This window comes from Bacillus sp. N1(2025) (genome assembly GCF_053470005.1).
The window spans coordinates 170,527-192,176 of sequence record NZ_JBLTJB010000005.1; the positions used below are offsets into that span (position 1 = coordinate 170,527).

At 48.5% G+C, this 21,650-nt stretch carries 19 protein-coding genes; 13 read left to right on the top strand and 6 right to left on the bottom strand.

Annotated features, from left to right (window positions below; translation table 11 throughout):
• Window positions 1-11: 11 nt before the first annotated feature.
• The gene (locus ACNFN4_RS13640) at window positions 12-950 is read left to right on the top strand and encodes a putative nucleotide-diphospho-sugar transferase (RefSeq protein ID WP_014417153.1); all 939 of its coding nucleotides are present in this window, start codon (window positions 12-14) and stop codon (window positions 948-950) included.
• A gap of 29 nt (window positions 951-979) precedes the next feature.
• On the opposite strand, the gene ACNFN4_RS13645 is transcribed toward ACNFN4_RS13640, so the two are convergent.
• Together ACNFN4_RS13645 and ACNFN4_RS13650 are read right to left on the bottom strand one after the other, a co-directional pair.
• Window positions 980-2,209 (bottom strand): MFS transporter, encoded by a 1,230-nt coding sequence (locus tag ACNFN4_RS13645; RefSeq protein ID WP_014417154.1) that lies wholly within the window; start codon window positions 2,207-2,209, stop codon window positions 980-982.
• Between the two features lie 117 nt (window positions 2,210-2,326).
• Window positions 2,327-3,712: an amino acid permease gene (locus tag ACNFN4_RS13650; RefSeq protein WP_014417155.1), complete on the bottom strand. Its 1,386-nt coding sequence runs from the start codon at window positions 3,710-3,712 to the stop codon at window positions 2,327-2,329.
• 244 nt (window positions 3,713-3,956) lie between these two features.
• Here ACNFN4_RS13650 and ACNFN4_RS13655 point away from each other — a divergent pair, with 244 nt between their 5' ends.
• The 3 genes from ACNFN4_RS13655 (at window position 3,957) to ACNFN4_RS13665 (ending at window position 7,313) form a co-directional block, all read left to right on the top strand.
• Complete coding sequence (locus ACNFN4_RS13655; RefSeq protein WP_007408954.1) at window positions 3,957-5,414, top strand: aldehyde dehydrogenase family protein; 1,458 nt, start codon at window positions 3,957-3,959, stop codon at window positions 5,412-5,414.
• 465 nt (window positions 5,415-5,879) lie between these two features.
• A complete protein-coding gene (locus ACNFN4_RS13660) occupies window positions 5,880-6,284 on the top strand; it encodes a methyl-accepting chemotaxis protein (protein WP_370530951.1) in 405 nt (134 codons plus the stop codon).
• Window positions 6,285-6,413: 129 nt separating this feature from the next.
• Window positions 6,414-7,313: an SDR family oxidoreductase gene (locus ACNFN4_RS13665; RefSeq protein ID WP_007408956.1), complete on the top strand. Its 900-nt coding sequence runs from the start codon at window positions 6,414-6,416 to the stop codon at window positions 7,311-7,313.
• Between the two features lie 47 nt (window positions 7,314-7,360).
• On the opposite strand, the gene ACNFN4_RS13670 is transcribed toward ACNFN4_RS13665, so the two are convergent.
• The gene (locus ACNFN4_RS13670; protein ID WP_007609987.1) at window positions 7,361-8,428 is read right to left on the bottom strand and encodes a glycosyltransferase; all 1,068 of its coding nucleotides are present in this window, start codon (window positions 8,426-8,428) and stop codon (window positions 7,361-7,363) included.
• Between the two features lie 158 nt (window positions 8,429-8,586).
• On the opposite strand from ACNFN4_RS13670, the gene ACNFN4_RS13675 reads away from it, so the two are divergent.
• The 3 genes from ACNFN4_RS13675 to ACNFN4_RS13685 all read left to right on the top strand — a co-directional run bounded on the left by ACNFN4_RS13675 (window position 8,587) and on the right by ACNFN4_RS13685 (window position 12,338).
• Complete coding sequence (locus ACNFN4_RS13675; RefSeq protein WP_104678924.1) at window positions 8,587-10,476, top strand: ABC-F family ATP-binding cassette domain-containing protein; 1,890 nt, start codon at window positions 8,587-8,589, stop codon at window positions 10,474-10,476.
• 191 nt (window positions 10,477-10,667) lie between these two features.
• A complete protein-coding gene (locus ACNFN4_RS13680; protein WP_003155658.1) occupies window positions 10,668-11,090 on the top strand; it encodes a MerR family transcriptional regulator in 423 nt (140 codons plus the stop codon).
• Window positions 11,091-11,153: 63 nt separating this feature from the next.
• The gene (locus ACNFN4_RS13685) at window positions 11,154-12,338 is read left to right on the top strand and encodes an MFS transporter (RefSeq protein ID WP_007408959.1); all 1,185 of its coding nucleotides are present in this window, start codon (window positions 11,154-11,156) and stop codon (window positions 12,336-12,338) included.
• Window positions 12,339-12,381: 43 nt separating this feature from the next.
• On the opposite strand, the gene ACNFN4_RS13690 is transcribed toward ACNFN4_RS13685, so the two are convergent.
• Window positions 12,382-13,938: an ABC-F family ATP-binding cassette domain-containing protein gene (locus ACNFN4_RS13690; protein ID WP_007408960.1), complete on the bottom strand. Its 1,557-nt coding sequence runs from the start codon at window positions 13,936-13,938 to the stop codon at window positions 12,382-12,384.
• A gap of 171 nt (window positions 13,939-14,109) precedes the next feature.
• Here ACNFN4_RS13690 and ACNFN4_RS13695 point away from each other — a divergent pair, with 171 nt between their 5' ends.
• Both ACNFN4_RS13695 and ACNFN4_RS13700 read left to right on the top strand, forming a co-directional pair.
• The gene (locus ACNFN4_RS13695; protein WP_020955483.1) at window positions 14,110-15,240 is read left to right on the top strand and encodes a DEAD/DEAH box helicase; all 1,131 of its coding nucleotides are present in this window, start codon (window positions 14,110-14,112) and stop codon (window positions 15,238-15,240) included.
• Between the two features lie 72 nt (window positions 15,241-15,312).
• A complete protein-coding gene (locus ACNFN4_RS13700) occupies window positions 15,313-15,759 on the top strand; it encodes a GNAT family N-acetyltransferase (protein ID WP_020955484.1) in 447 nt (148 codons plus the stop codon).
• A gap of 54 nt (window positions 15,760-15,813) precedes the next feature.
• Here the strand turns inward: ACNFN4_RS13700 and ACNFN4_RS13705 are convergent, their stop codons facing one another.
• Together ACNFN4_RS13705 and ACNFN4_RS13710 are read right to left on the bottom strand one after the other, a co-directional pair.
• Window positions 15,814-16,833, bottom strand: a complete 1,020-nt coding sequence (locus tag ACNFN4_RS13705) for an NADP-dependent oxidoreductase (protein ID WP_020955485.1) — start codon at window positions 16,831-16,833, stop codon at window positions 15,814-15,816.
• A gap of 127 nt (window positions 16,834-16,960) precedes the next feature.
• Complete coding sequence (locus tag ACNFN4_RS13710) at window positions 16,961-17,311, bottom strand: DUF3212 family protein (protein ID WP_050498191.1); 351 nt, start codon at window positions 17,309-17,311, stop codon at window positions 16,961-16,963.
• A 190-nt stretch (window positions 17,312-17,501) separates the two neighbouring features.
• Here ACNFN4_RS13710 and ACNFN4_RS13715 point away from each other — a divergent pair, with 190 nt between their 5' ends.
• The 4 genes from ACNFN4_RS13715 (at window position 17,502) to ACNFN4_RS13730 (ending at window position 21,644) form a co-directional block, all read left to right on the top strand.
• Window positions 17,502-17,849, top strand: coding sequence for a general stress protein (locus tag ACNFN4_RS13715; protein WP_003155650.1), 348 nt, complete (start codon window positions 17,502-17,504; stop codon window positions 17,847-17,849).
• A 163-nt stretch (window positions 17,850-18,012) separates the two neighbouring features.
• The gene (locus ACNFN4_RS13720) at window positions 18,013-19,278 is read left to right on the top strand and encodes a pectate lyase family protein (RefSeq protein WP_020955487.1); all 1,266 of its coding nucleotides are present in this window, start codon (window positions 18,013-18,015) and stop codon (window positions 19,276-19,278) included.
• Between the two features lie 124 nt (window positions 19,279-19,402).
• Window positions 19,403-20,839 carry an anion permease gene (locus ACNFN4_RS13725; RefSeq protein WP_007408966.1) on the top strand — a complete coding sequence of 479 codons (1,437 nt, stop codon included), beginning with the start codon at window positions 19,403-19,405 and terminating at the stop codon, window positions 20,837-20,839.
• Window positions 20,840-20,945: 106 nt separating this feature from the next.
• On the top strand, window positions 20,946-21,644 hold the full coding sequence (locus ACNFN4_RS13730) for a hypothetical protein (protein WP_104678926.1): 699 nt from the start codon (window positions 20,946-20,948) through the stop codon (window positions 21,642-21,644).
• Window positions 21,645-21,650 lie beyond the last annotated feature (6 nt).

Genomic DNA, 21,650 nt, shown 5'->3' on the forward strand with positions numbered 1-21,650 from the left:
GATGTGATATGGTGAGTAAATATCATTTTTCAACCATTGTTTCCAGAACGCATATCTTTAAACTGATGCCGATGATTCATTCTCTCCATGAGCATTGCCGGGATTTTCATCTGTATGTGCTGTGTGTCGATCAGAAAGCGTACGAACTGCTTCAGCAGGTGCCGTGGGAACATGTCACGGCGGTTCAGCTCCATGAAATGGAGGACCCGGAGCTGCTTGAAGCAAAGGGAGGCCGGACGTTTCATGAATATTGCTGGACGCTAAAGCCGGCTTTTCTGTTCCATGTGATGACAGAGTATGATGAAGCCGAATATTTTGCCCACTTGGACACCGATCTCTTTTTCTTCTCAGATGCGGGCGAGCTGTTTGCGGAAAAGCCGGATGCTTCCCTTTTTCTGACGGATCACCGCAATTCAGAACGGTTTGCGTCTTATTACAAGCTGACAGGGCAGTACAACACCGGGTTTGTCGGCGCGCGGAATACCGGGGAAGCGTATCGGGCGGTCTGGCAGTGGAGACAGGATTGCATCTCCTATTGTACGGTGGAGATGAATGAAGAAAAAAAGACATACGGTGATCAAAGGTATGTTGAAAAGTGGCCCGCGCAGTTTGAACACGTTCATGTCACGGAGTCGATCGGCGCGAATGCGGCGCTGTGGAATATTGAGCAATATGACGTCAGCCTGCGCGACGGGGCTGTGTATGTCAATGACACCCCGCTGATTTTTTATCATTTTTCAGGCTTTACGCTCGTCACGGAGAACGAATTCAATCTGTGCTGGTACTATCACATTGATGACGAGGCGACAGTCAATATGATTTACGTGCCGTACATCAAAAACGTAAAAAAATGGATTGATGAAATTCAAAAAGCATTTCCCGATTTCAGAGACGGGTTTATTCCGAAATATGCGGTTCCTGACACTCATTTTTATACGGTTGAAACATAAAATCCCTGCCTTTTCGGCAGGGATTGTTTTTATGAATGCCATTCTTTTAATGTTTTGTCGCTCGGCAGGACAAAGGCGAGCAGACCTAAAACGGGCAGAAAGGCGACGGCTGTCATGGTCGGCGTCAATCCCGCTGAATCAATAAGAGCTCCGAGCGCAACGGCTCCGATCGCGCCCATTCCGAAGGCGAGCCCGACCGTAAGCCCTGACATCGTTCCGATTTTGCCTGGAACAAGCTCCTGCGCGTAGACAACCGTCACGGAGAAGCTGGACATCAGAACAACACCAATCAGCGCCAGTACGCCATAGGCGATGACAGGCCCCGCAAACGGAAGAAAAATCGTCAATGGAGCCGATGCTATCATCGAAACGATGATGACGTTCCGCTTTCCGAAACGGTCTGCAAGCGGCCCGCCGAGAAACGTTCCGACAGCTCCGAAAAATAAAAAGACGAAGATGTAGCTCTGTGCCTGCTGAATGCTGACATGATAGGCATTCATCGCATAGAACGTATAAAAGTTGCCGATCGCGCTCACATACCAGGAGCGCGCGAAAATTAAGAAGATAATCATGATAAGGGCGAGAATAATCGGTTTTGTAATCACGGTCTGCACAGCGGCGGCCGGTGATTTTTTACTTACGGCGCGCAAATGAATAAGGCGGCCTTTATACCATTTGGCGATATAAATGAGAAACAGCACAGCGATTGCGGCGACAAGCGTAAACCAGACAGAGCCGAATTGACCGAGCGGAACGAGAATCAGCGCGGTAATCAAGGGCGCCATCGCCTGGCCGGTATTCCCTCCGACTTGGTAAATCGATTGCGCCAAGCCGCGCTTTTCGCCGGCGGCCATGTAGGCGACACGCGATCCCTCAGGATGAAAGACGGCGGAGCCAAGGCCGATAAAAAAGACACAGCATAAAATCGTCAGAAAAGACGGGGCGAACGCGAGACCTAAAATGCCGAGCATGCTTGCGGTGAGTCCGAGCGGCAAAGCATACGGCATCGGGCGTTTATCCGTATACCAGCCGATGACGGGCTGCATCACGGAAGACACCATATTCAGCGTAAAGGCGATCATTCCGAGCTGCGTAAATGTAAGATTCATGGAACGTTCCAAAATCGGAAACATCGCCGGAATCACCGCTTGCAGTGAATCGTTCAGCAGATGACAGATCCCGATAATGAACAAAATAGAATACATGGTTGTTTCGGGACGATGGACAGGTTTTTCTTTAAGCGGGGCGGCAATTGCCAAAGTGATTCTCCTCCTTTTTATGTAAACGAAGCATACACCATATTATTCATAAGGTGAATGAATTATCAAGTGCAAAAAAGGCTCTTCTTTCTCAAACAGAAAAAAGAGCCTCCCTTTTTATTTATTTAACAAACTGTGTTTTCTCGAATACATCATATAAACGACGATCCCGGCGGCGATCCAGATGACAAAGGCGATCCATGTCACGCCCGGCAGGCTGCTTGCGAGATACAGGCATAAGCATGCGCTGATGATCGGCACAACAGGCACGAAAGGAACACGGAAGGAAGATTTGATCTCCGGATGTTTCTTTCTTAAAACGATGACGGCGATCGCAATGACCGTAAAGGCCGCCAAGGTTCCCATGTTGACGAGATGCGCCAAGGTTCCCAGATCAATAAAACCCGCGATCCCGGCGGCAATGATCCCCGTCACCCATGTGTTTTGAAACGGTGTTTTAAAACGCGGGTGAACCTTGGAAAACATGCGTGGCAAAAGGCCGTCTCTGCTCATCGCAAATGTAAGGCGCACCTGAGCGTAAAGCAGAGCGAGCATGACCGTTGTAATCCCGATAATCGCGCCGACGGAAATAATGCCTGCTATCTTGTTCTGGCCGACAAATTGAAGCGCGAAAGATACCGGATCTCCGACATTCAGCTTGGTGTACGAAAGCATTCCCGTCAGGACGAGCGATACCGTAATGTAAAGGATGGTGCAGATGGCGAGCGCGCCGATGATTCCGACCGGCATTGATTTCTGCGGGTTTTTCACTTCTTCCGACGCGTTTGACACGGCATCAAATCCGAGATACGCGAAGAAAACGGTCGCGGCGCTCGTGATGACGCCTTTCATTCCGAACGGCATAAACGGCGACCAGTTTTCCGGTTTCACGTAGCCGAAACCGACAATGATAAATAGCAGAATGATCGCAATTTTCATCAATACAATGACATTGTTAAAGCGGGTGCTTTCTTTCACGCCTCTTGAAACAATCGCGGTAATGACCAAAATAATGATAACGGCCGGCAGGTTGAACACGGCACCCGTTTTGCTGCCGGGTGCGGCGGTCAGCGCCTCCGGAAGATGCAGCCCGAAGCCTGCAAGAAGCGATTGGAAATAGGATGACCAGCCGGTTGCGACGGCGGCAAGCGCGATGACATATTCAAGCATTAAGTCCCATCCGATTAAAAACGCGAGACACTCCCCGAGAGTGACATATGAATACGTATATACGCTGCCTGAAATCGGAATGGAGGAAGAAAATTCCGCATAACAAAACGCGGCGAGCGCGCAGGCAAGACCCGCGAGCACAAACGACAGAATCAAAGCCGGTCCTGCGCCTGTCGCGGCCACAGTCCCGGTAATCACAAAAATCCCCGTTCCGACAACACAGCCGATTCCGAGCAAAACCAAGTCAAAAGCGCTTAACGAGCGGGACAGGCTGGTCTGTTTGCTCTGGGCCTTTAAGTCGGCCAGCGGCTTTTTCCGAAATAGTAAAGACATATGGGTCCTCCTGAAAATTCATAATATTCTCATCATTATATACACTGACGTTTGTATTATATTGTCGAAATTTCTCGCAGTCAATTAAAGAATTTTCCACTTTAAAAGGACAAAGCTAAAAAGCGTCGATGCACGGAAGGAACGGGAATTTTATTGTGAAATAGTTCAATTTTCTCACCTTAAGACCGATACAAAAGATGACTCATCAACTAATTTCAAGTTTCGGTGAAAGGGAGATGTTTACATGTTTCAATATGAAGAACTAAATAAGCAGTTTATCGGCGGCCGATGGAGGGATGGGAGCAGCCGGAACGTATTGGAAAACAGAAATCCTTATACTCAAAAAGTCATCACCTCATTCCAAAAAGCGACGTCTGATGACGTGGATGCGGCATATCGCGCCGCGGCTCTTGCGAAACAAGAATGGGACAAAGTAAACCCTTTTAAAAAGCGGGCCATTTTGGAAAAAGCCGTTTCTTTCATCGAAGAGCACGAAGAAGCGATTATTTACTTAATCATGGAGGAGCTTGGCGGAACACGGCTGAAGGCTGAGTTTGAAATCGGACTTGTCAAAAATATGATAAAAGAAGCCGCAACATTTCCGGTGCGGATGGAAGGAAAAATTCTCCCGTCCACGATTGACGGAAAAGAAAACAGGCTGTACAGGATACCCGCCGGAGTCGTGGGGGTGATCAGCCCGTTTAATTTCCCGTTTTTCCTTTCGATGAAATCTGTTGCGCCGGCACTCGGCGCGGGGAACGGCGTCGTGCTGAAGCCTCATGAAGAAACACCGATCTGCGGCGGAACGCTTATCGCGAAAATTTTTGAAGCGGCCGGCGTACCGGACGGGCTGCTGAATGTTATCGTGACGGATATCGGGGAGATCGGCGACAGCTTTGTTGAGCATCCCGTGCCGCGGATTATCTCATTTACAGGCTCAACCGGAGTGGGCAGCTATATCGGACAGCTTGCGGTCAAACACTTTAAAAAACCGCTGTTGGAGCTTGGCGGAAACAGCGCGCTGATCGTGCTTGAGGATGCTGATCTTGAATACGCCGTCAATGCGGCCGTATTCAGCCGGTTTACGCATCAAGGCCAGATCTGTATGTCTGCGAACCGCGTGCTCGTTCACACATCTGTATATGACAAATTTACAGAGCTTTACGAAGCGAAAGTGTCATCGCTGAAAGTCGGCGATCCGATGGACCCTGATACGGTTATCGGTCCTTTAATCAATGAGAGACAGGCGGAAGGTCTGAGACGGTCTGTCGAAAAAGCGATAGAAGAGGGAGCGGTTCCGGTGCTGTCCGGCCGATTCAGCGGAACGGTCGCTGAGCCCGTCATTTTAAAAGATGTGAAACCTGAGATGAGCATTGCGAAGGAGGAGCTGTTCGGACCGGCCGTCTGCATCATGCCGTTTGAAACGGAGGATGAAGCGGTAAGCATCGCAAACGCGACACCGTTCGGTTTAAGTGGAGCCGTGCATACAGCAAACGTTGAGCGCGGCGTTGAGTTTGCTAAGCGGATCGAAACCGGCATGATTCACGTCAACGATACGACCATTAATGATGAACCGAACGTCGCGTTCGGCGGCGAGAAGCAATCAGGTCTCGGCAGGCTGAACGGCGAATGGAGCCTTGAAGAATTCACCACGCTGAAATGGATTTCGGTTCAGCATGAAAAACGGCAATTCCCATATTAAGAAGGAGTGAAAGAAATGAGTATACAGACGGAGCAGCAAACGCACAGCCTGCTTGACGCTTTTGTCAAAGTTGCGCCTTTTTTAAACAGCCTGATCCAAGATGACATCACCATCGGAATTTATGATACAGAAAAATTAATCGTGAATATTCCGGCTAAAACGTTTTCTCTTAACGTAAAGCCGGGGGACCCGCTGCAAAAAGGGGACATCATTACAGACGCGATCCGCATGAATCAGAAGAAGACAAGCATGGTGCCGAAAGAGCTGTTCGGATTTCCGCTGATCGCCAGAGCGATTCCGCTTCACGATGAAAACGGAAAAGTCATCGGCGGCGTCGGTCTCGGCACGAGCCTTGAAAAATCAGCCAAGCTTCATGATGTCGCTGAAAGCCTGTCCGCCGTCGTGGAACAGACCGCTTCGGCCATCGCGGATATCTCAGAATCCATCAGCGGTTTCTCAGCACAGATGAACGGGATTTCCGCTCAGGCGAAACAAGTCAGTGAAAGCGCGGGAGAAATCGCCGACATTTCCGTCACTGTCAAGGGCATCTCGGATCAAAGCAATCTGCTCGGTTTGAATGCGGCCATTGAAGCCGCGAGAGCAGGAGAATCCGGCAAGGGCTTTTCCGTGGTGGCGGATGAGATCCGCAAGCTTGCCACTCATTCAAAAGACAATGTCGGCCAAATTGACCAAATTACGAAAAAAATCCACAGCCTGCTGAAAGGGCTGGAGGACTCAATTGAATCCATCAACCAGAACACGGACGGCCAAGCGGCGGCGGTTGAACAAATTTCTGCCACGATGCAGGAAATTTCGGGAAGCGCCCAGCATTTAGCGAAAATGGCTGAAAACGTACTCGGAGAGTCATAAAAAAAGGGAGCTTACGGGCTCCTTTTTTGTTTTCCCTTTATCAATCGAAAACTGCACTTACACGTTTGATCCGTCATGCTAAAGGGGTACACATACGAATACATCACCAATGATAAAGGAGAGTCTTGTATGTCTGATGCAAATCTGCACAACCCGCTGACGAAATATGATCATGATGAATTTCCAAAACAATATCAAGAACCGCCCGGTTTGCAAAAAGAGATGAAGCCTGTGCCGGACTGCGGTGAAACAAGCTATAAAGGAGCCGGCAAGCTGAAGGGAAGAAAAGCCCTCGTCACCGGCGGCGATTCAGGTATCGGCCGGGCCGCCGCGATTGCTTATGCCCGGGAAGGGGCGGATGTGGCGATTAACTATCTGCCTGAGGAACAGCCGGATGCCGAAGAAGTGAAAGCGTTAATTGAAAAAGAGGGAAGAAAAGCCGTTCTGCTGCCGGGAGATTTAAGCGATGAAGCGTTTTGCGGAGAATTGGCGGAAAAAGCGTATCAAGAGCTTGGCGGTCTTGACACGCTCGCTCTTGTCGCCGGCAAACAGCAGGCAGTGGATGATATCAGCGATCTTGCCACAGAACAAATCTATCAAACATTTGAAGTCAACGTATTCTCGCTGTATTGGCTCGTCAAAGCCGCGCTTCCGTATCTGCCGGAAGGCGCGTCTATTATTACGACAACGTCCGTAGAAGGGTATAATCCAAGCCCGATGCTGTTGGATTATGCCGCGACGAAACATGCCATTATCGGTTTTACCGTCGGCTTAGGAAAGCAGCTGGCGAATAAAGGAATCAGAGTCAACTCGGTAGCGCCGGGGCCGATCTGGACGCCGCTGCAGATTTCGGGAGGACAGCCCGGTGAAAACATTCCGAAATTCGGCAAGGAAACACCGGCCGTCCCATTAAAGCGTGCCGGACAGCCGGCGGAGCTAGCAGGGATTTATGTCTTTTTGGCCTCAGAAGAATCGAGCTATGTGACATCCCAAATTTACAGTGTAAGCGGAGGAATTCCGACAGCGTAATCAATAAGGAGCTGCCCTTCACACGGGGGCAGCTCTTTTTTTCGATGTTATGTGCCGAGCACGTTTTGATTATACAGGACACTCGGATGTGACGGATGATAGGAGGCGGCTTTGTCGTTATGAATCTTCGCTTTTTCTCTGTCGCCGAGCTGCCAGTGGCAGACGCAGAGCTGCAGATGGGGATACCAGGTGGAGTACTCGAGCTGGGTAAAGCCTGCATCACTGCTTTTGGCGGATAGGGCGAGCTCATACCAAAACACGCCCTGCCGGTATTGCCGTTTCTCCGCAAAATAGTCGCCGAGCCTGCAGCAGAACTCCGGCCGCGGACAATCGATCAGAAATGATTTTAAGAGAGATGTCATGGCGGCCTCTTCATGGCCGACCGCCCTGTAGCAATCGGATAGATATTGGCACGTTCTGATCTCGTCTTCGATCCAGCACTGTTTTGTGGAAAGAAAATGGTGATAATACGTGATGGCGCGCTGATACTGGCCGTGATCCTTTAATTCATTCGCGAAGTAAAACAAATCGCGCGGTGTCATCGTTTCACTGTTTTCCGCCATTTTCTCATAAATCTTCAAGTTGCGGTCTGAGGGAGGCGAGTGCTTTTTCTCGGATTTCCGGTGTGTGACGGCAATATCGGTTTCTATGATGTTTCCGTATACTTCAAGATACTCATGCACGGCTCCGATCCAGCGGAACCCTTTTTCACGCTTGACGAGTCGGTTGCGGCGGTATCTGAAGCTGACCTCTCCCCGAGCATCAAAGCCGACGTGATAATACATGGATACCGCGTCCACCTCTTTTGAAAGCGACGCCTTCAGTTCAATCAGCTTTTCACGGTCCTTTTCCGTCAGTATATCGTCGGCGTCCAGCCACAGAATATAATCCATTTCCGCTTTCGAAAACACAAAATTACGGGCGGCCGCAAAGTGATCGATCCATTCAAAATCATAAATCTTATCCGTATAACGGGCCGCGATTTCTTTCGTCCGGTCGGTCGAGCCCGTATCAGCAATCACAATTTCATCCGCAATGTCTTTGACGGAATCAAGACAGCCCGCAAGCACTTCCTCTTCATTTTTCACGATAACGCACAAACTGACGCTGATCATGTCATCACCTCTTCCCCTCCAGTGTATAAAAGGAGAGGCGGAAACATTCTTCGGACAAAATGATCTCTTCCAAGAAATTTGTCTGTCCTTTTACTAGTTTTATTCCAGCGCCTGATTTAAAATGAACACATGAACTTACGTGAGGATTGATAGGGACCATGAGCATCATAAAAGCGGAAAACCTTTATAAAACATACGGAGATAAGACATTATTCGACCATATCTCCTTTCATATTGAAGAGAATGAAAGAATCGGTTTAATCGGCCCGAACGGAACGGGGAAGTCTACGCTTCTGAAAACCATTGCCGGCCTTGAATCAACGGAGGAAGGCGAGATTACGGCCTCAGGAAACGTGCATATTGAGTTTTTGCATCAGGACCCTGAGCTTCCGGCCGGACAAACCGTACTTGAGCATATTTATTCCGGCGGATCAGCCGTCATGAGAACGATGAGAGAGTACGAAAAAGCGCTTCAGGCGCTGAATGAAGAACCGGAAAATGACCAGCGCCAGAAACAGCTGCTTGATGCGCAGGCCCGAATGGACGAGAATGATGCGTGGGAGGCGAATACGTTAGCCAAAACGGTTTTAACCAAACTTGGCGTCACCGATCTGATGAAGGATGTCAGCGAGCTGTCCGGCGGCCAGAGAAAGCGCGTCGCGATTGCGAAAAACGTCATCCAGCCGGCTGACCTGCTCATTTTGGATGAACCGACAAACCACTTGGACAATGAAACGATTGAATGGCTGGAAGGCTACTTATCGCAATATCCGGGCGCCGTTATGCTTGTCACGCACGACAGATATTTTCTGAACAGGGTGACGAATAGAATTTACGAGCTTGAGAGAGGCAGCCTTTATACGTATAAAGGAAACTATGAAGTATTCTTGGAAAAACGGGCCGAACGGGAAGCGCTGGCGGAGCAGAAAGAAACAAAACGTCAAAACCTCCTGCGCCGCGAATTGGCGTGGCTCAGAAGAGGGGCGAAAGCGCGCTCGACGAAACAAAAAGCGAGAGTGGACAGAGCGGAGGCGCTCAAAGAGCAAAAAGGGCCGGCAGTCTCCGGATCACTCGATTTCGCGATTGGCTCCCACCGTCTCGGAAAACAGGTGATCGAAGCCGATAACGTCTCCATTACCTATAACGGCCAAGCGCTGATCAGCCAGTTTAATGAGCTTGTCATCCCGGGGGAACGAATCGGCATCATCGGGCCGAACGGAATCGGGAAAACGACACTTTTAAACAGCCTCGCCGGCAGAATTCAGCCTGACAGCGGCAATATCACCATCGGGCAGACGGTCCGGATCGGCTACTACACCCAGGATCACAGCGAAATGAACGGTGATATGAAAGTCATTGAATATATAAAAGAGACGGCTGAAATCGTCAAAACGGCGGAAGGCGATGTCATCACCGCGGAACAAATGCTTGAGCGTTTTCTGTTCCCGCGTCCGATGCAGCAGACATATATCAGAAAGCTGTCGGGCGGGGAAAAGCGCCGTCTGTACTTGCTGAATGTACTGATGCAGGAACCGAATGTGCTGTTTTTAGATGAGCCGACCAATGATCTGGACACGGAAACATTAAGCGTGCTCGAAGATTATATCGAACAGTTCCCAGGCGTCGTCATCACCGTATCCCATGACCGCTATTTCCTTGACCGCGTCATTGACCGCCTGATCGTATTTGAAGGACAAGGTGTCATTTCCCGTTTCCAAGGTTCGTACAGTGAATACATGGAACACGCAAAAGCGAAGAAGACGGCGGTAAAACAGCCGGCCGAAGAGAAAAAGGCGGAAGAAGAGCCGAAGAAAAAGCGCAAAAAGCTTTCATATAAGGATCAGATCGAATGGGACGGCATCGAAGACAAAATCGCCGGCCTTGAAGAAAAGCATCAGCGTCTGGAAGCGGAAATCGCTGAAGCGGGAAGTGATTTCGGAAAGATTCAAGAACTGATGGCCGAACAGGCAAAAACGGCTGAAGAGCTTGAAGCGGCGATGGAGCGCTGGACCGAATTGTCACTGATGATTGAAGAACTTGAGAATTAAGAAAAGCCGGTACGGCCCCCGAGAAGATGGCGGGTCATACCGGCTTTTTTTTATCTTGCACAGATGTCTCCCGGCGCTTTAAAGACAAACGTTTTGTCCAAACCAAGTTTATCAGGCATAAAAAGTTTACGTTTACGTTAAGGTTCAAATGGTGTATAATAGAAACAGATACGACAAGAGGGGGATTCACCTTGGAATGGATGAAGATTGATCAAGTTGCCAAGCGAAGCGGATTGACAAAACGAACCATTCGTTTTTACGAGGAGATTGGTTTGATTCCTGCTCCTAAACGGACAGAAGGCGGCGTCCGGCTTTACTCTGAAGATGATATGGAGGAGCTCGAAAAAGTAACCAGCACAAAAGAAGTGCTCGGTTTTTCCCTTCAGGAGCTTCAGCAGTTTATGGAGATGAGCCGTCAGCTGGAATTAAACAAAGAGGGGTACTTGTTGTCACTGGATCCGAAGGAACGGAAAGAAAAGCTGGAAGAGATTCAGCACGCTTTGAACCACCAGCTTGAGATGATTGATGAGAAGATCAGCACATTTCAGCATTTTAAAACGCGCCTTAACGGAATGAAAGAAAAAGCTGACCGCGCCATTCAATCAATCGAATGATTTTGCTGTAAACGCTATGGATATAGCGTTTCTTTTAATGGATGAAACAGGAGGTTTGGTCAAATGGATACATCATCACAACAGAAAACAGGCCTATTCAGCCAGCCGAAAGCCGTTTGGGCGGTTGCGTTTGCCTGTGTGATTTCCTTTATGGGAATCGGTCTTGTCGATCCGATTCTTCCGGCGATCGCCGCACAATTACATGCTTCACCTAGTGAAGTATCTCTGCTATTTACAAGTTATTTGCTCGTTACCGGTTTTATGATGTTTTTCTCCGGCGCGATTTCAAGCCGGATCGGCGCAAAATGGACGCTGCTTCTCGGACTTATTTTTATCATCGTGTTTGCCGCTCTCGGCGGAAGCTCAAGTTCAATTGCTCAGCTTGTCGGCTATCGCGGCGGCTGGGGGCTTGGGAATGCTCTCTTTATTTCAACCGCGCTTGCCGTCATTGTCGGGGTATCTGTCGGCGGCAGCGCCAAAGCCATTATTTTGTATGAGGCTGCACTCGGCTTGGGGATTTCCGTCGGGCCGCTTGCAGGCGGAGAGCTTGGCAGCATTTCATGGCGCGCTCCGTTCTTCGGAGTGTCTGTCCTCATGTTCATAGCGCTTTGCGCGATTTCACTCATGCTGCCGAAGCTGCCGAAACCGGCAAAACGCGTCGGTGTGTTTGATGCGATGAAGGCGCTCAAATATAAAGGCCTTTTGACAATGGCAGTATCTGCATTCTTATACAACTTTGGATTTTTTATTTTGCTTGCTTATTCTCCGTTCGTGCTGGATTTAGATGAACACGGCCTTGGATACGTCTTCTTCGGCTGGGGGTTATTGCTGGCAATTACGTCAGTCTTTACGGCGCCGCTCGTGCACAAAGCGCTGGGAACAGTGGGTTCGCTCGTCGTTCTCTTTATCGCCTTTGCGGTCATTCTCATCGTCATGGGGATCTGGACTGACCATCAGACGTTGATCATTACATGTATTGTTGTCGCCGGTGCTGTTCTCGGTATGGTGAATACGATCATGACAACCGCTGTAATGGGTTCTGCACCGGTTGAACGTTCAATCGCGTCTTCAGCCTACAGCTCAGTCCGTTTTATCGGCGGTGCGCTCGCTCCGTGGATTGCGGGAATGCTGTCAGAACACTTCACTGCAAGCACACCATATACAGTAGGCGGGATCGTCGTTTTTGTCGGCATGCTTGTCCTTCTCATGGGACGCAAACATCTCGCCGGAATAAAAGCCGGACATTAAGAAAAAAAGGAACTTCCGCACAGGCGGGAGTTCCTTTTTGTGTTTACAGCACTTTCGTCGTCCAAGATTCACAATTCCATGTTTCCGTCGCGATATCCATGTAGAACTCGGGTTCGTGGGAAATCAGCAGAATGGAGCCTTTGTATTCTTTCAGCGCGCGTTTCAGCTCTTCTTTCGCATCGACATCCAGGTGGTTTGTCGGTTCGTCAAGCACGAGCAGGTTTGTTTCTGAATTGATCAGCTTGCACAGTCTGACCTTCGCTTTTTCTCCTCCGCTGAGAACGGAGACGCGGCTTTCAATGTGTTTGGTCGTCAGTCCGCATTTGGCGAGGGCGGCGCGGATTTCGTACTGGGTAAAGGAAGGAAATTCGCTCCACACTTCTTCGATGCACGTATTGTTATTGGTTTCTTTCACTTCCTGCTCGAAATAGCCCGTGTATTGATGCTCGCCCCGTTCCACCGTGCCTTCCAGCGGCTGGATTTCACCGAGCAGGCTCTTTAACAGCGTCGTCTTCCCGATGCCGTTTGCGCCGTATAGGGCGACTTTCTGTCCGCGCTCCATTCTGAGATTGAGCGGGCGTGACAGCGGAGTATCGTAGCCGATGACTAAGTCCTTCGTTTCAAAAATGAGCTTGCCTGACGTTCTCGCAGGCTTGAAATGGAATTCCGGTTTCGGTTTTTCGGCCGCCAGTTCGATCATATCCATCTTATCAAGCTTTTTCTGGCGGGACATCGCCATATTTCTCGTGCTGACCCGCGCTTTGTTGCGGGCGACGAAATCTTTCAGCTCAGCCACTTCCTGCTGCTGTTTTTTATAGGCGGCTTCGAGCTGCTGTTTTTTCACTTCGTAGACTTCCATAAACTGATGGTAGTCACCGACATAACGCGTCAGCTCCTGGTTTTCCACATGATAAATCAAATTGATCACGCTGTTTAAAAACGGAATGTCGTGAGAAATCAAGATGAACGCATTTTCATATTCCTGCAAATAGCGTTTCAGCCATTCAATATGCTGTTCATCAAGGTAGTTGGTCGGTTCGTCCAACAGAAGGATTTCCGGTTTTTCCAAAAGCAGTTTGGCGAGCAGCACTTTCGTCCGCTGTCCGCCGCTTAAATCAGTGACGTCGCGGTCAAGTCCGACATCCTGCAGGCCGAGGCCGCGGGCGATTTCTTCAACTTTGCTGTCAATCACATAGAAATCATTATTAGTCAGGGCGTCCTGAATGACACCGACATCTTCAAGCAGCTGCTCAAGCTCATCAGGGTCCGCTTCGCCCATTTTGTTGTAAATCTCATTCATTTCCTCTTCCATCGCAAATAAGTAATGGAATGCATCTTTCAGCACGTCGCGGATCGTTTTTCCTTTTTCAAGCACGGTATGCTGATCGAGGTAGCCGACACGCACGTTTTTCGCCCATTCAACCTTACCCTCATCAGGCTCAAGCTTTCCGGTAATAATATTCATAAACGTTGATTTACCTTCGCCGTTTGCTCCGATTAAGCCGACGTGCTCCCCTTTTAAAAGACGGAACGATACATTGTTAAAAAGCGCACGATCACCGAAGCCGTGGCTTAACTCTTTTACGGATAAAATACTCATCATTACACCTCTATCGTTATCAGACACGCTTTTTTTATCATGTGTCTTTCTCATTTATGATTATAAAGGAGGAGACCGTTTGTTAAAAGGCTTGGAAGGAAAAAGAAAATTGCGTTTGGCGCGTGCATTTGAGATACTATGGAGTAGATTTTAAGAATTGAGGAGAACGACATGACCCAAACATGGCCATTTTTACAGCATACACAACCATTTATCGCCAAAAACTGGGAGGCCTCAGGTTTTCAGGAGCCGACCGTCATTCAGGAAAAAGCCGCTCAGGTGATTATGGAAGGGAAAGACGTCATCGCCGAATCCCCGACGGGAACGGGAAAAACATTGGCGTACACGCTTCCGGTTCTGGAGCGGATCAACCCGGAACAGAAACATCCGCAAGTGATCATTTTAGCACCGTCCCGCGAGCTTGTGATGCAGATTTTCCAAGTGATTCAGGAGTGGAAAAAAGGCTCCGATCTTCGCGCTTTGTCTTTGATCGGCGGAGCAAACGTGAAAAAGCAGGTGGAAAAGCTCAAAAATAAACCGCATATCATTGCGGGCACACCGGGCAGGGTGCTCGAATTGATTCAGGCGAAAAAGCTGAAAATGCATGAAGTCAAGACGATCGTTCTTGATGAAGCGGATCAGCTCGTGACACAGGAACACCGCGAAACGATGAAAAAAATCATTAAAACGACGCTGAAAGACCGACAGCTTTTAAGCTTTTCCGCTACGCTGCAGCCGGAAACAGAACAGGTGCTGAATACCATCGCACACGAACCGGCCGTTTTGAAAGTGGAGCGGAATACGGCGGAAAAAGCGCGCGTCACGCATCAATATCTCGTCTGCGATCAGCGGGATAAAGTAAAGCTATTGCAAAAGCTGTCACGGCTGAACGGCATGCAGGCGCTCGTGTTCGTCAGAGATATCGGAAATTTAAGCGTCTATGCGGAAAAACTTGCCTATCATCACGTGGACCTCGGCATCCTGCACGGAGAAGCGAAAAAAATGGAGCGGGCAAAGATATTATCAGCGTTTGAACGGGGAGAATTTCCGCTGCTTCTGGCGACTGACATTGCGGCGCGCGGACTCGATATCGATGATCTTCCGTACGTCATTCACGCGGACATCCCGAATGAAGACGGATATATCCACAGATCCGGCCGGACGGGGCGGGCCGGTAAAGAAGGAACCGTACTCAGCCTTGTCACGCCGATGGAAGAATCCAAATTGAAAAAAATGGCCAAATCACTCGGAATTGCGCTGAAAGAGGCCGTTTATTCAGGCGGAAAATTATCTGAGAAATAAGAAACGGAGGGCGGGAAGCCCTTCGTTTTTTTGTTGTGAAATAATAGAAAAGGTTCAGGCGGGGGCGGGAAGATGGTTTCAATAATCAGATTTCAAATATTGAAGGAACGTGAGCTGAAAATACTTGAACACTGGTTTAAGAACGATAATATCAGACGGAGAATGGATGCGATGCTGCCATTAGACGCGTGGTATGCACGATTGAATAAAGATGAAGACGATACTGTCATTATGGCATATGACGGGGAGTGTCCGGCAGGCATGGTCTCTATGGAGTTTGTGGAGGAGCGGGCGTATATCGGATTGATCGTCAATCCTTTGTACCAGCTTCAAGGGTACGGAAAACAGATGTTGCAAAAACTGCTGACTGACCCTGGGTTTACCAGCGTGCGGGAATGGGCGGCAAACATCGAAAAAGACAATCAAATCAGTTTAGCCTGCTTTCAAGCAGCGGGATTCACTTTGGAAGATACGGAGCCTGATGAAGACGGCTTTCTTACTTTGATTCTTCGCGGCTGATCCCAAATAAACAGAAAAGGAGGGGACAAAGCCCTCCTTTTTTTTATCATCATGTTAACTTAGATCACTGACTTTGATGATCTGTTTGCCTTTGTTTTCTCCTTTAAACAGGCCGAGGAACGCGTCAGGAATATGGCTGAATCCTTCCGTAATCGTTTCTTCATAATGAAGCTTTCCGTCCTTAAGCCATTCGGCCAATTGTTTCGCACCTTCGGAAAAGCGGTCAGCATAATCACTGACGATGAATCCCTGCATCAGCGCTTTTGTTTTGATCAGCTTCGGCTGGACGCGGGGGCCCATGTCTTCTTCTTCACTTTCGGTATTGTACGATGAGATCGCTCCGCATACCGGAATGCGGGCGAATTCATTCAGCAGGGTTATCACCGCATCTGAAATCGGTCCGCCGACATTGTCAAAATAGACATCGACGCCGTCAGGACATGCCTGTTCCAGCGCTTTTTGAATATCATCCGCCGTTTTGTAATTAATGGCTTCATCAAATTGAAGCTCCTCTTTCAAATACGCGATTTTTTCATCAGATCCGGCGATGCCGACAACCCGCGCGCCTTTGATTTTGGCAATCTGTCCGACTGTTGAGCCGACGGCGCCCGCCGCGCCTGAAACGACGACGGTTTCGCCTTTTTTCGGACGGCCGATATCGAGCAGCCCGAAGTAAGCGGTCAGTCCGGTCATCCCTAAAATGCCGAGATACGCCTGGGCGGGTGCGATATCCGTATCCAACTTGCGGAGGGCGGACTCATTGACGGCTGAATATTCCTGCCATGCGAGATTTCCGATCACAACATCTCCTTTTTTCAGCTTATCGCCGTCTGTCAGAACCTCGGCAATCACTCCGCCTGTTATGGCTTCATCTAAAGCGAACGGCTCTACATATGATTTTGTATCTTGCATCCGTCCGCGCATGTACGGATCAACGGACACATAACTCGTTTTCACAAGCACTTCGCCGTCTTTCGGTTCGGGAACGGCAATCGTTTCAAAGCGGAAATCGTCATGGGCGGGAACGCCTTTGGGGCGTCTTGCCAATTGAATTTGCTGCTGATGATTCGGCATACTGAATCCTCCTTCAAGATAAGTGGTTGTTCCAAATGTAACACGAACCATTTCCCGATTACAAAATCAAACCGTCAGCGGCCATAAAAAAAGAAGGGCCAGGGCCCTTCTTTCCTTATATGCATATTTAATAGAATAACCGGTACACATCGGTGTTTTTCTCATGTTCCAAATATTCATAGGCATTCGTTTTTGAAGAATGAAGCATGTCAGCGGTAATCACGGGCTGAAGCGCGGTCAGATAAGAACTCAGCCTATTTTCAATTTCTGTCGGCAGAACGGATTCGATATCACCGATATTGATAATGATAGAGAAAACGAAATCGATATTAATATGAAAAGTATCTTCAGCAAAGGCCGTAAGCTCTTTTATTCCATCCGGGCAGCGGGTATGCCGGCGGAATACCTGCTTCACTAAATCACTGACAACCCAAGCGTTAAATCGCTGTTCCGGTGAAAAGTAATGAATAGGAACCACCTCCCTGCTTAATCGGCTCATGAAGATTTTTATTTTTCTGATAAAAGTTGCTTTTTCTACTGTAACATGTCCCGCCAGAAAATATCCACCGACAATCTGCCCGTTTTCCCACTGAACTCTCTTTCTTTTGTTTGATCCTTGATTGATCGGGTAAACATCCAATATACAAAACAAAAGGGAGGACTTATCAATGAAACCGGTAGTAAGAGAATATACAAATGATCAAAAACTGATGCAGGACGTAAAAGAGCTTCAGCAATTGGGTGTCGCAAAAGAAGACGTATATGTGCTTTCTCATGATGACGACAGAACGGACCGCCTGGCCGATAATACTGATGTCAATACCATCGGAGCGAAAGAAACGGGCATTAAACACGCAGTCGGCAATATGTTTAATAAAAAAGGCGACGAGCTCCGCAACAAAATTCACGAAATCGGCTTTTCGGAAGAGGAAGCATCACAATTTGAAAAGCGCTTAGATGAAGGAAAAGTTCTTCTGTTTGTCACGGATAACGAAAAAGTAAAATCATGGGCGTAAGCTGAACAGATCCCAAGGGGTTTTCGGTCCCTTGGGATTTTTTTGCGGTTTCCGCAATAAAACCGAAAGGCACATTCTGTACATTTTCGGTGCTGTTTCTCAACTGATTTGATACAATTCGATTGTAATAAATTAGAACAAAGAAACAGGAGGAGCACAATTCATGAAAAAAATGTTATTTATGCTGGCGGTTTGTTTATGTATGATCCCTGCGGACGTCTATGCCGCTGATCTGGGACGGCAGACGTTAGGAACAAATGACGGCTGGGGAGCCGCTTCCGGCGGGACAATCGGCGGCGCGAAAGCCTCTTCATCGAATGTATACACCGTATCAAACAGACAGCAGCTCGTTTCTGCATTAGGGGGAAGCGCCAACAGCACACCGAAGATTATTTACATACAAGGCACAATCAATATGAATACGGACGACCGCAATAAAACGCTCGGCTTTGATGATTATAAAGATCCGGCATATGATCCGAACGCCTATCTGAAGGCGTACGACCCGGACAAATGGGGAAAAAAAGCGCCGTCAGGCACCCAGGAAGACGCCAGACAGCGATCGCAAAAAAACCAGAAGGCACGGGTCGTGGTTGACATTCCTTCAAATACGACGATCATCGGCTCGGGTTCAAATGCCAAAGTGACAGGCGGGAATTTTAATATTAAGAACGGCGTCGACAATGTCATCATCCGCAACATTGAATTTCAAGACGCTTACGACTATTTTCCGCAATGGGACCCGACGGACGGCAGCAGCGGCAACTGGAACTCGGAATATGACAATATCACCATTAACGGCGCGACGCACATCTGGATCGATCATTGCACCTTTAATGACGGATCGAATCCCGACAGCGGTTTTCCCTACTATTACGGGAGAAAATATCAGCACCATGACGGCCAGACGGATATAGCCAACGGGGCGAATTATATTACATTGTCCTATAATAAATATCATGACCATGACAAAGGCTCCGTCATCGGAAACAGCGACAGCAAGACGTCGGATGAAGGAAAACTGAAGGTGACCATTCACCATAACTATTACCAGAACATCGTCCAGCGCGCACCGCGGGTCCGGTACGGGCAGGTTCATATTTATAATAATTTTTACGCAGGCTCTAAAAGCGCCGCATACCCGTTCAGCTATGCGTGGGGCGCAGGACATGCGTCAAAAATATATGCCCAGAATAATGTCTTTGAAGTGCCGGGACTGGCTGCTGATAAAGTCATCAGCGTCTTCAGCGGCGGAAAAGCGCTTCATGAAGACGGCACTCTTTTAAACGGCGCCTCAATTAACGCGTCAGCCGCCAACGGATTAAATCAGTCCGTCGGCTGGACACCGTCATTGCACGGTTCCATCGGCTCATCATCAAATGTAAAATCAGATGTTATATCTAAAGCCGGGTCGGGCATATTAAAATAAGAAACAAGAAACACAAAGGAAAATATTCCTTTGTGTTTTTTAATTAACAAAAACGTTTATTAACTTAGTTAAGTAGTAAAATGGGATAGGGGATGGAAGACAACAAAATAGGAGGAGACCTGTAATGGCTTCAGAAAAAGACGCAAAAAAACAGCAGGCAGTAAAAATCATTCCTTTGCTTATTACTGTTGCTGTGGGATTAATCATTTGGTTTATTCCCGCGCCGTCCGGACTTGAACCTAAAGCATGGCATTTGTTCGCTATTTTTGTCGCAACAATTATCGGCTTTATCTCCAAGCCCTTGCCAATGGGCGCAATTGCAATTTTTGCATTGGCAGTCACCGCGTTAACGGGAACGCTATCTATTGAAAATACGTTAAGCGGATTTGGAAACAAGACAATCTGGCTGATTGTCATCGCCTTTTTTATTTCCCGGGGGTTCATCAAAACCGGGCTCGGCGCCAGGATTTCTTACGTATTCGTACAACGGTTCGGGAAGAAAACACTCGGCCTTTCTTATTCACTGCTTTTCAGTGATTTAATTTTATCACCTGCCATTCCGAGCAACACGGCACGGGCGGGCGGCATTATTTTTCCTATTATCAGATCATTATCCGAAACTTTCGGATCAACGCCGGCAGACGGAACAGAGCGGAAAATCGGCGCTTTCTTATTAAAAACCGGTTTTCAAGGAAACTTGATTACGTCTGCGATGTTTTTGACGGCAATGGCGGCGAACCCGCTGATCGCCAAGCTGGCCCACGATGTCGCAGGGGTGGACATCACATGGACAAGCTGGGCAATCGCAGCCATTGTACCGGGATTGGCGAGCTTAATTATTACGCCGCTCGTCATTTATAAGCTGTATCCGCCGGAAATTAAAGAAACACCGGATGCGGCTAAAATCGCAACGGAAAAATTGAAAGAAATGGGTCCGTTTAAAAAATCCGAACTCTCCATGGTCATCGTCTTTTTATTAGTGCTTGCGCTGTGGATTTTCGGAGGAAGCTTAAATATTGACGCAACGACGACGGCCCTGATCGGATTATCCGTTTTGCTTTTGTCACAGGTATTAACATGGGAGGACATCAAAAAAGAACAAGGTGCATGGGATACGCTGACTTGGTTCGCGGCGCTTGTGATGCTGGCGAATTTCCTGAATGAGCTCGGCATGGTGTCTTGGTTCAGCAATATGATGAAATCTTCTGTTTCCGGTTTTTCATGGATTGTGGCATTTATGATTCTGATTGTCGTGTATTATTACACGCATTACTTCTTTGCGAGCGCAACCGCGCATATCAGCGCCATGTATGCGGCATTTCTCGCCGTCATCGTGGCGGCAGGCGCTCCGCCGCTGTTGGCGGCGCTCAGCCTGGCGTTTTTCAGCAACCTTTTCGGTTCTACGACGCATTACGGCTCAGGAGCGGCTCCGGTCTTTTTCGGAGCGGGTTATATATCGCAAAGCAAATGGTGGTCCATCGGCTTTATCCTGTCAATCGTCCATATTGTGACATGGCTTGTGATCGGCGGATTATGGTGGAAAGTATTAGGGTTATGGTAGAAGAAAAAAGGCAGACTCAGGTCTGCCTTTTTTTATTTCTGTAGGGAATGGGAAGGGCCTGCACATGATGACTTCAGTGCGAATAGAATATTGCCGGGGTGATAATATGAGCAGCGTCCGTGATCAATACATGATATTGAAACAGAAACCTTACAAATATATGAGCAGACATATGAAACGCCAGTATGAACAATTACCATGTGAACTTGAAAGACCTGAAACAGAGACGGAAAAACAGTTTCCATCTTCAGATGAAAATCGATCTGCCTTGTGCGTACCCGGGCTGCGAGGTCCCGAAGGCAAAAGAGGACCCGCCGGCTCCCGCGGTCCGCAAGGGGAGGCGGGTCCGCCCGGTCCACCGGGGCCTGAGGGGCCGCCGGGAGCGGTTCCTGCGGTAGCTTTTCAAAATACAGCAGACCAGATGATGATTCCGTTAGAAGGAACACCGATAAACGTGTTAAGCACAGTGATAGCCGCGCCGACAGATCAATTGGTGAAAACGGATGCCGTCATACAAGTAAATGTGGAATTAGACCCGCTCGCGTCTCATTTCTCATTGGTCTTAGCTGTCGATCTGCAAAGAAATGGCGTATCGATACAAACACAGAGACAAGAGCGGAACCTCTTTTCTTCAGGCGGACAAATCATAGGAATTCCTTTTACGTACATCGACGAAATGAAGGCGGATGAAACAGCCGCGTACCAGCTCTATTTATCCGTCCTTTCTTCGAATCTCGTAACACAAGTCGCAGCGGCAAACCGCTCCCTCATTGCGACGGGATTCCCCATTCAAGGATCGGACTAAGGTGAT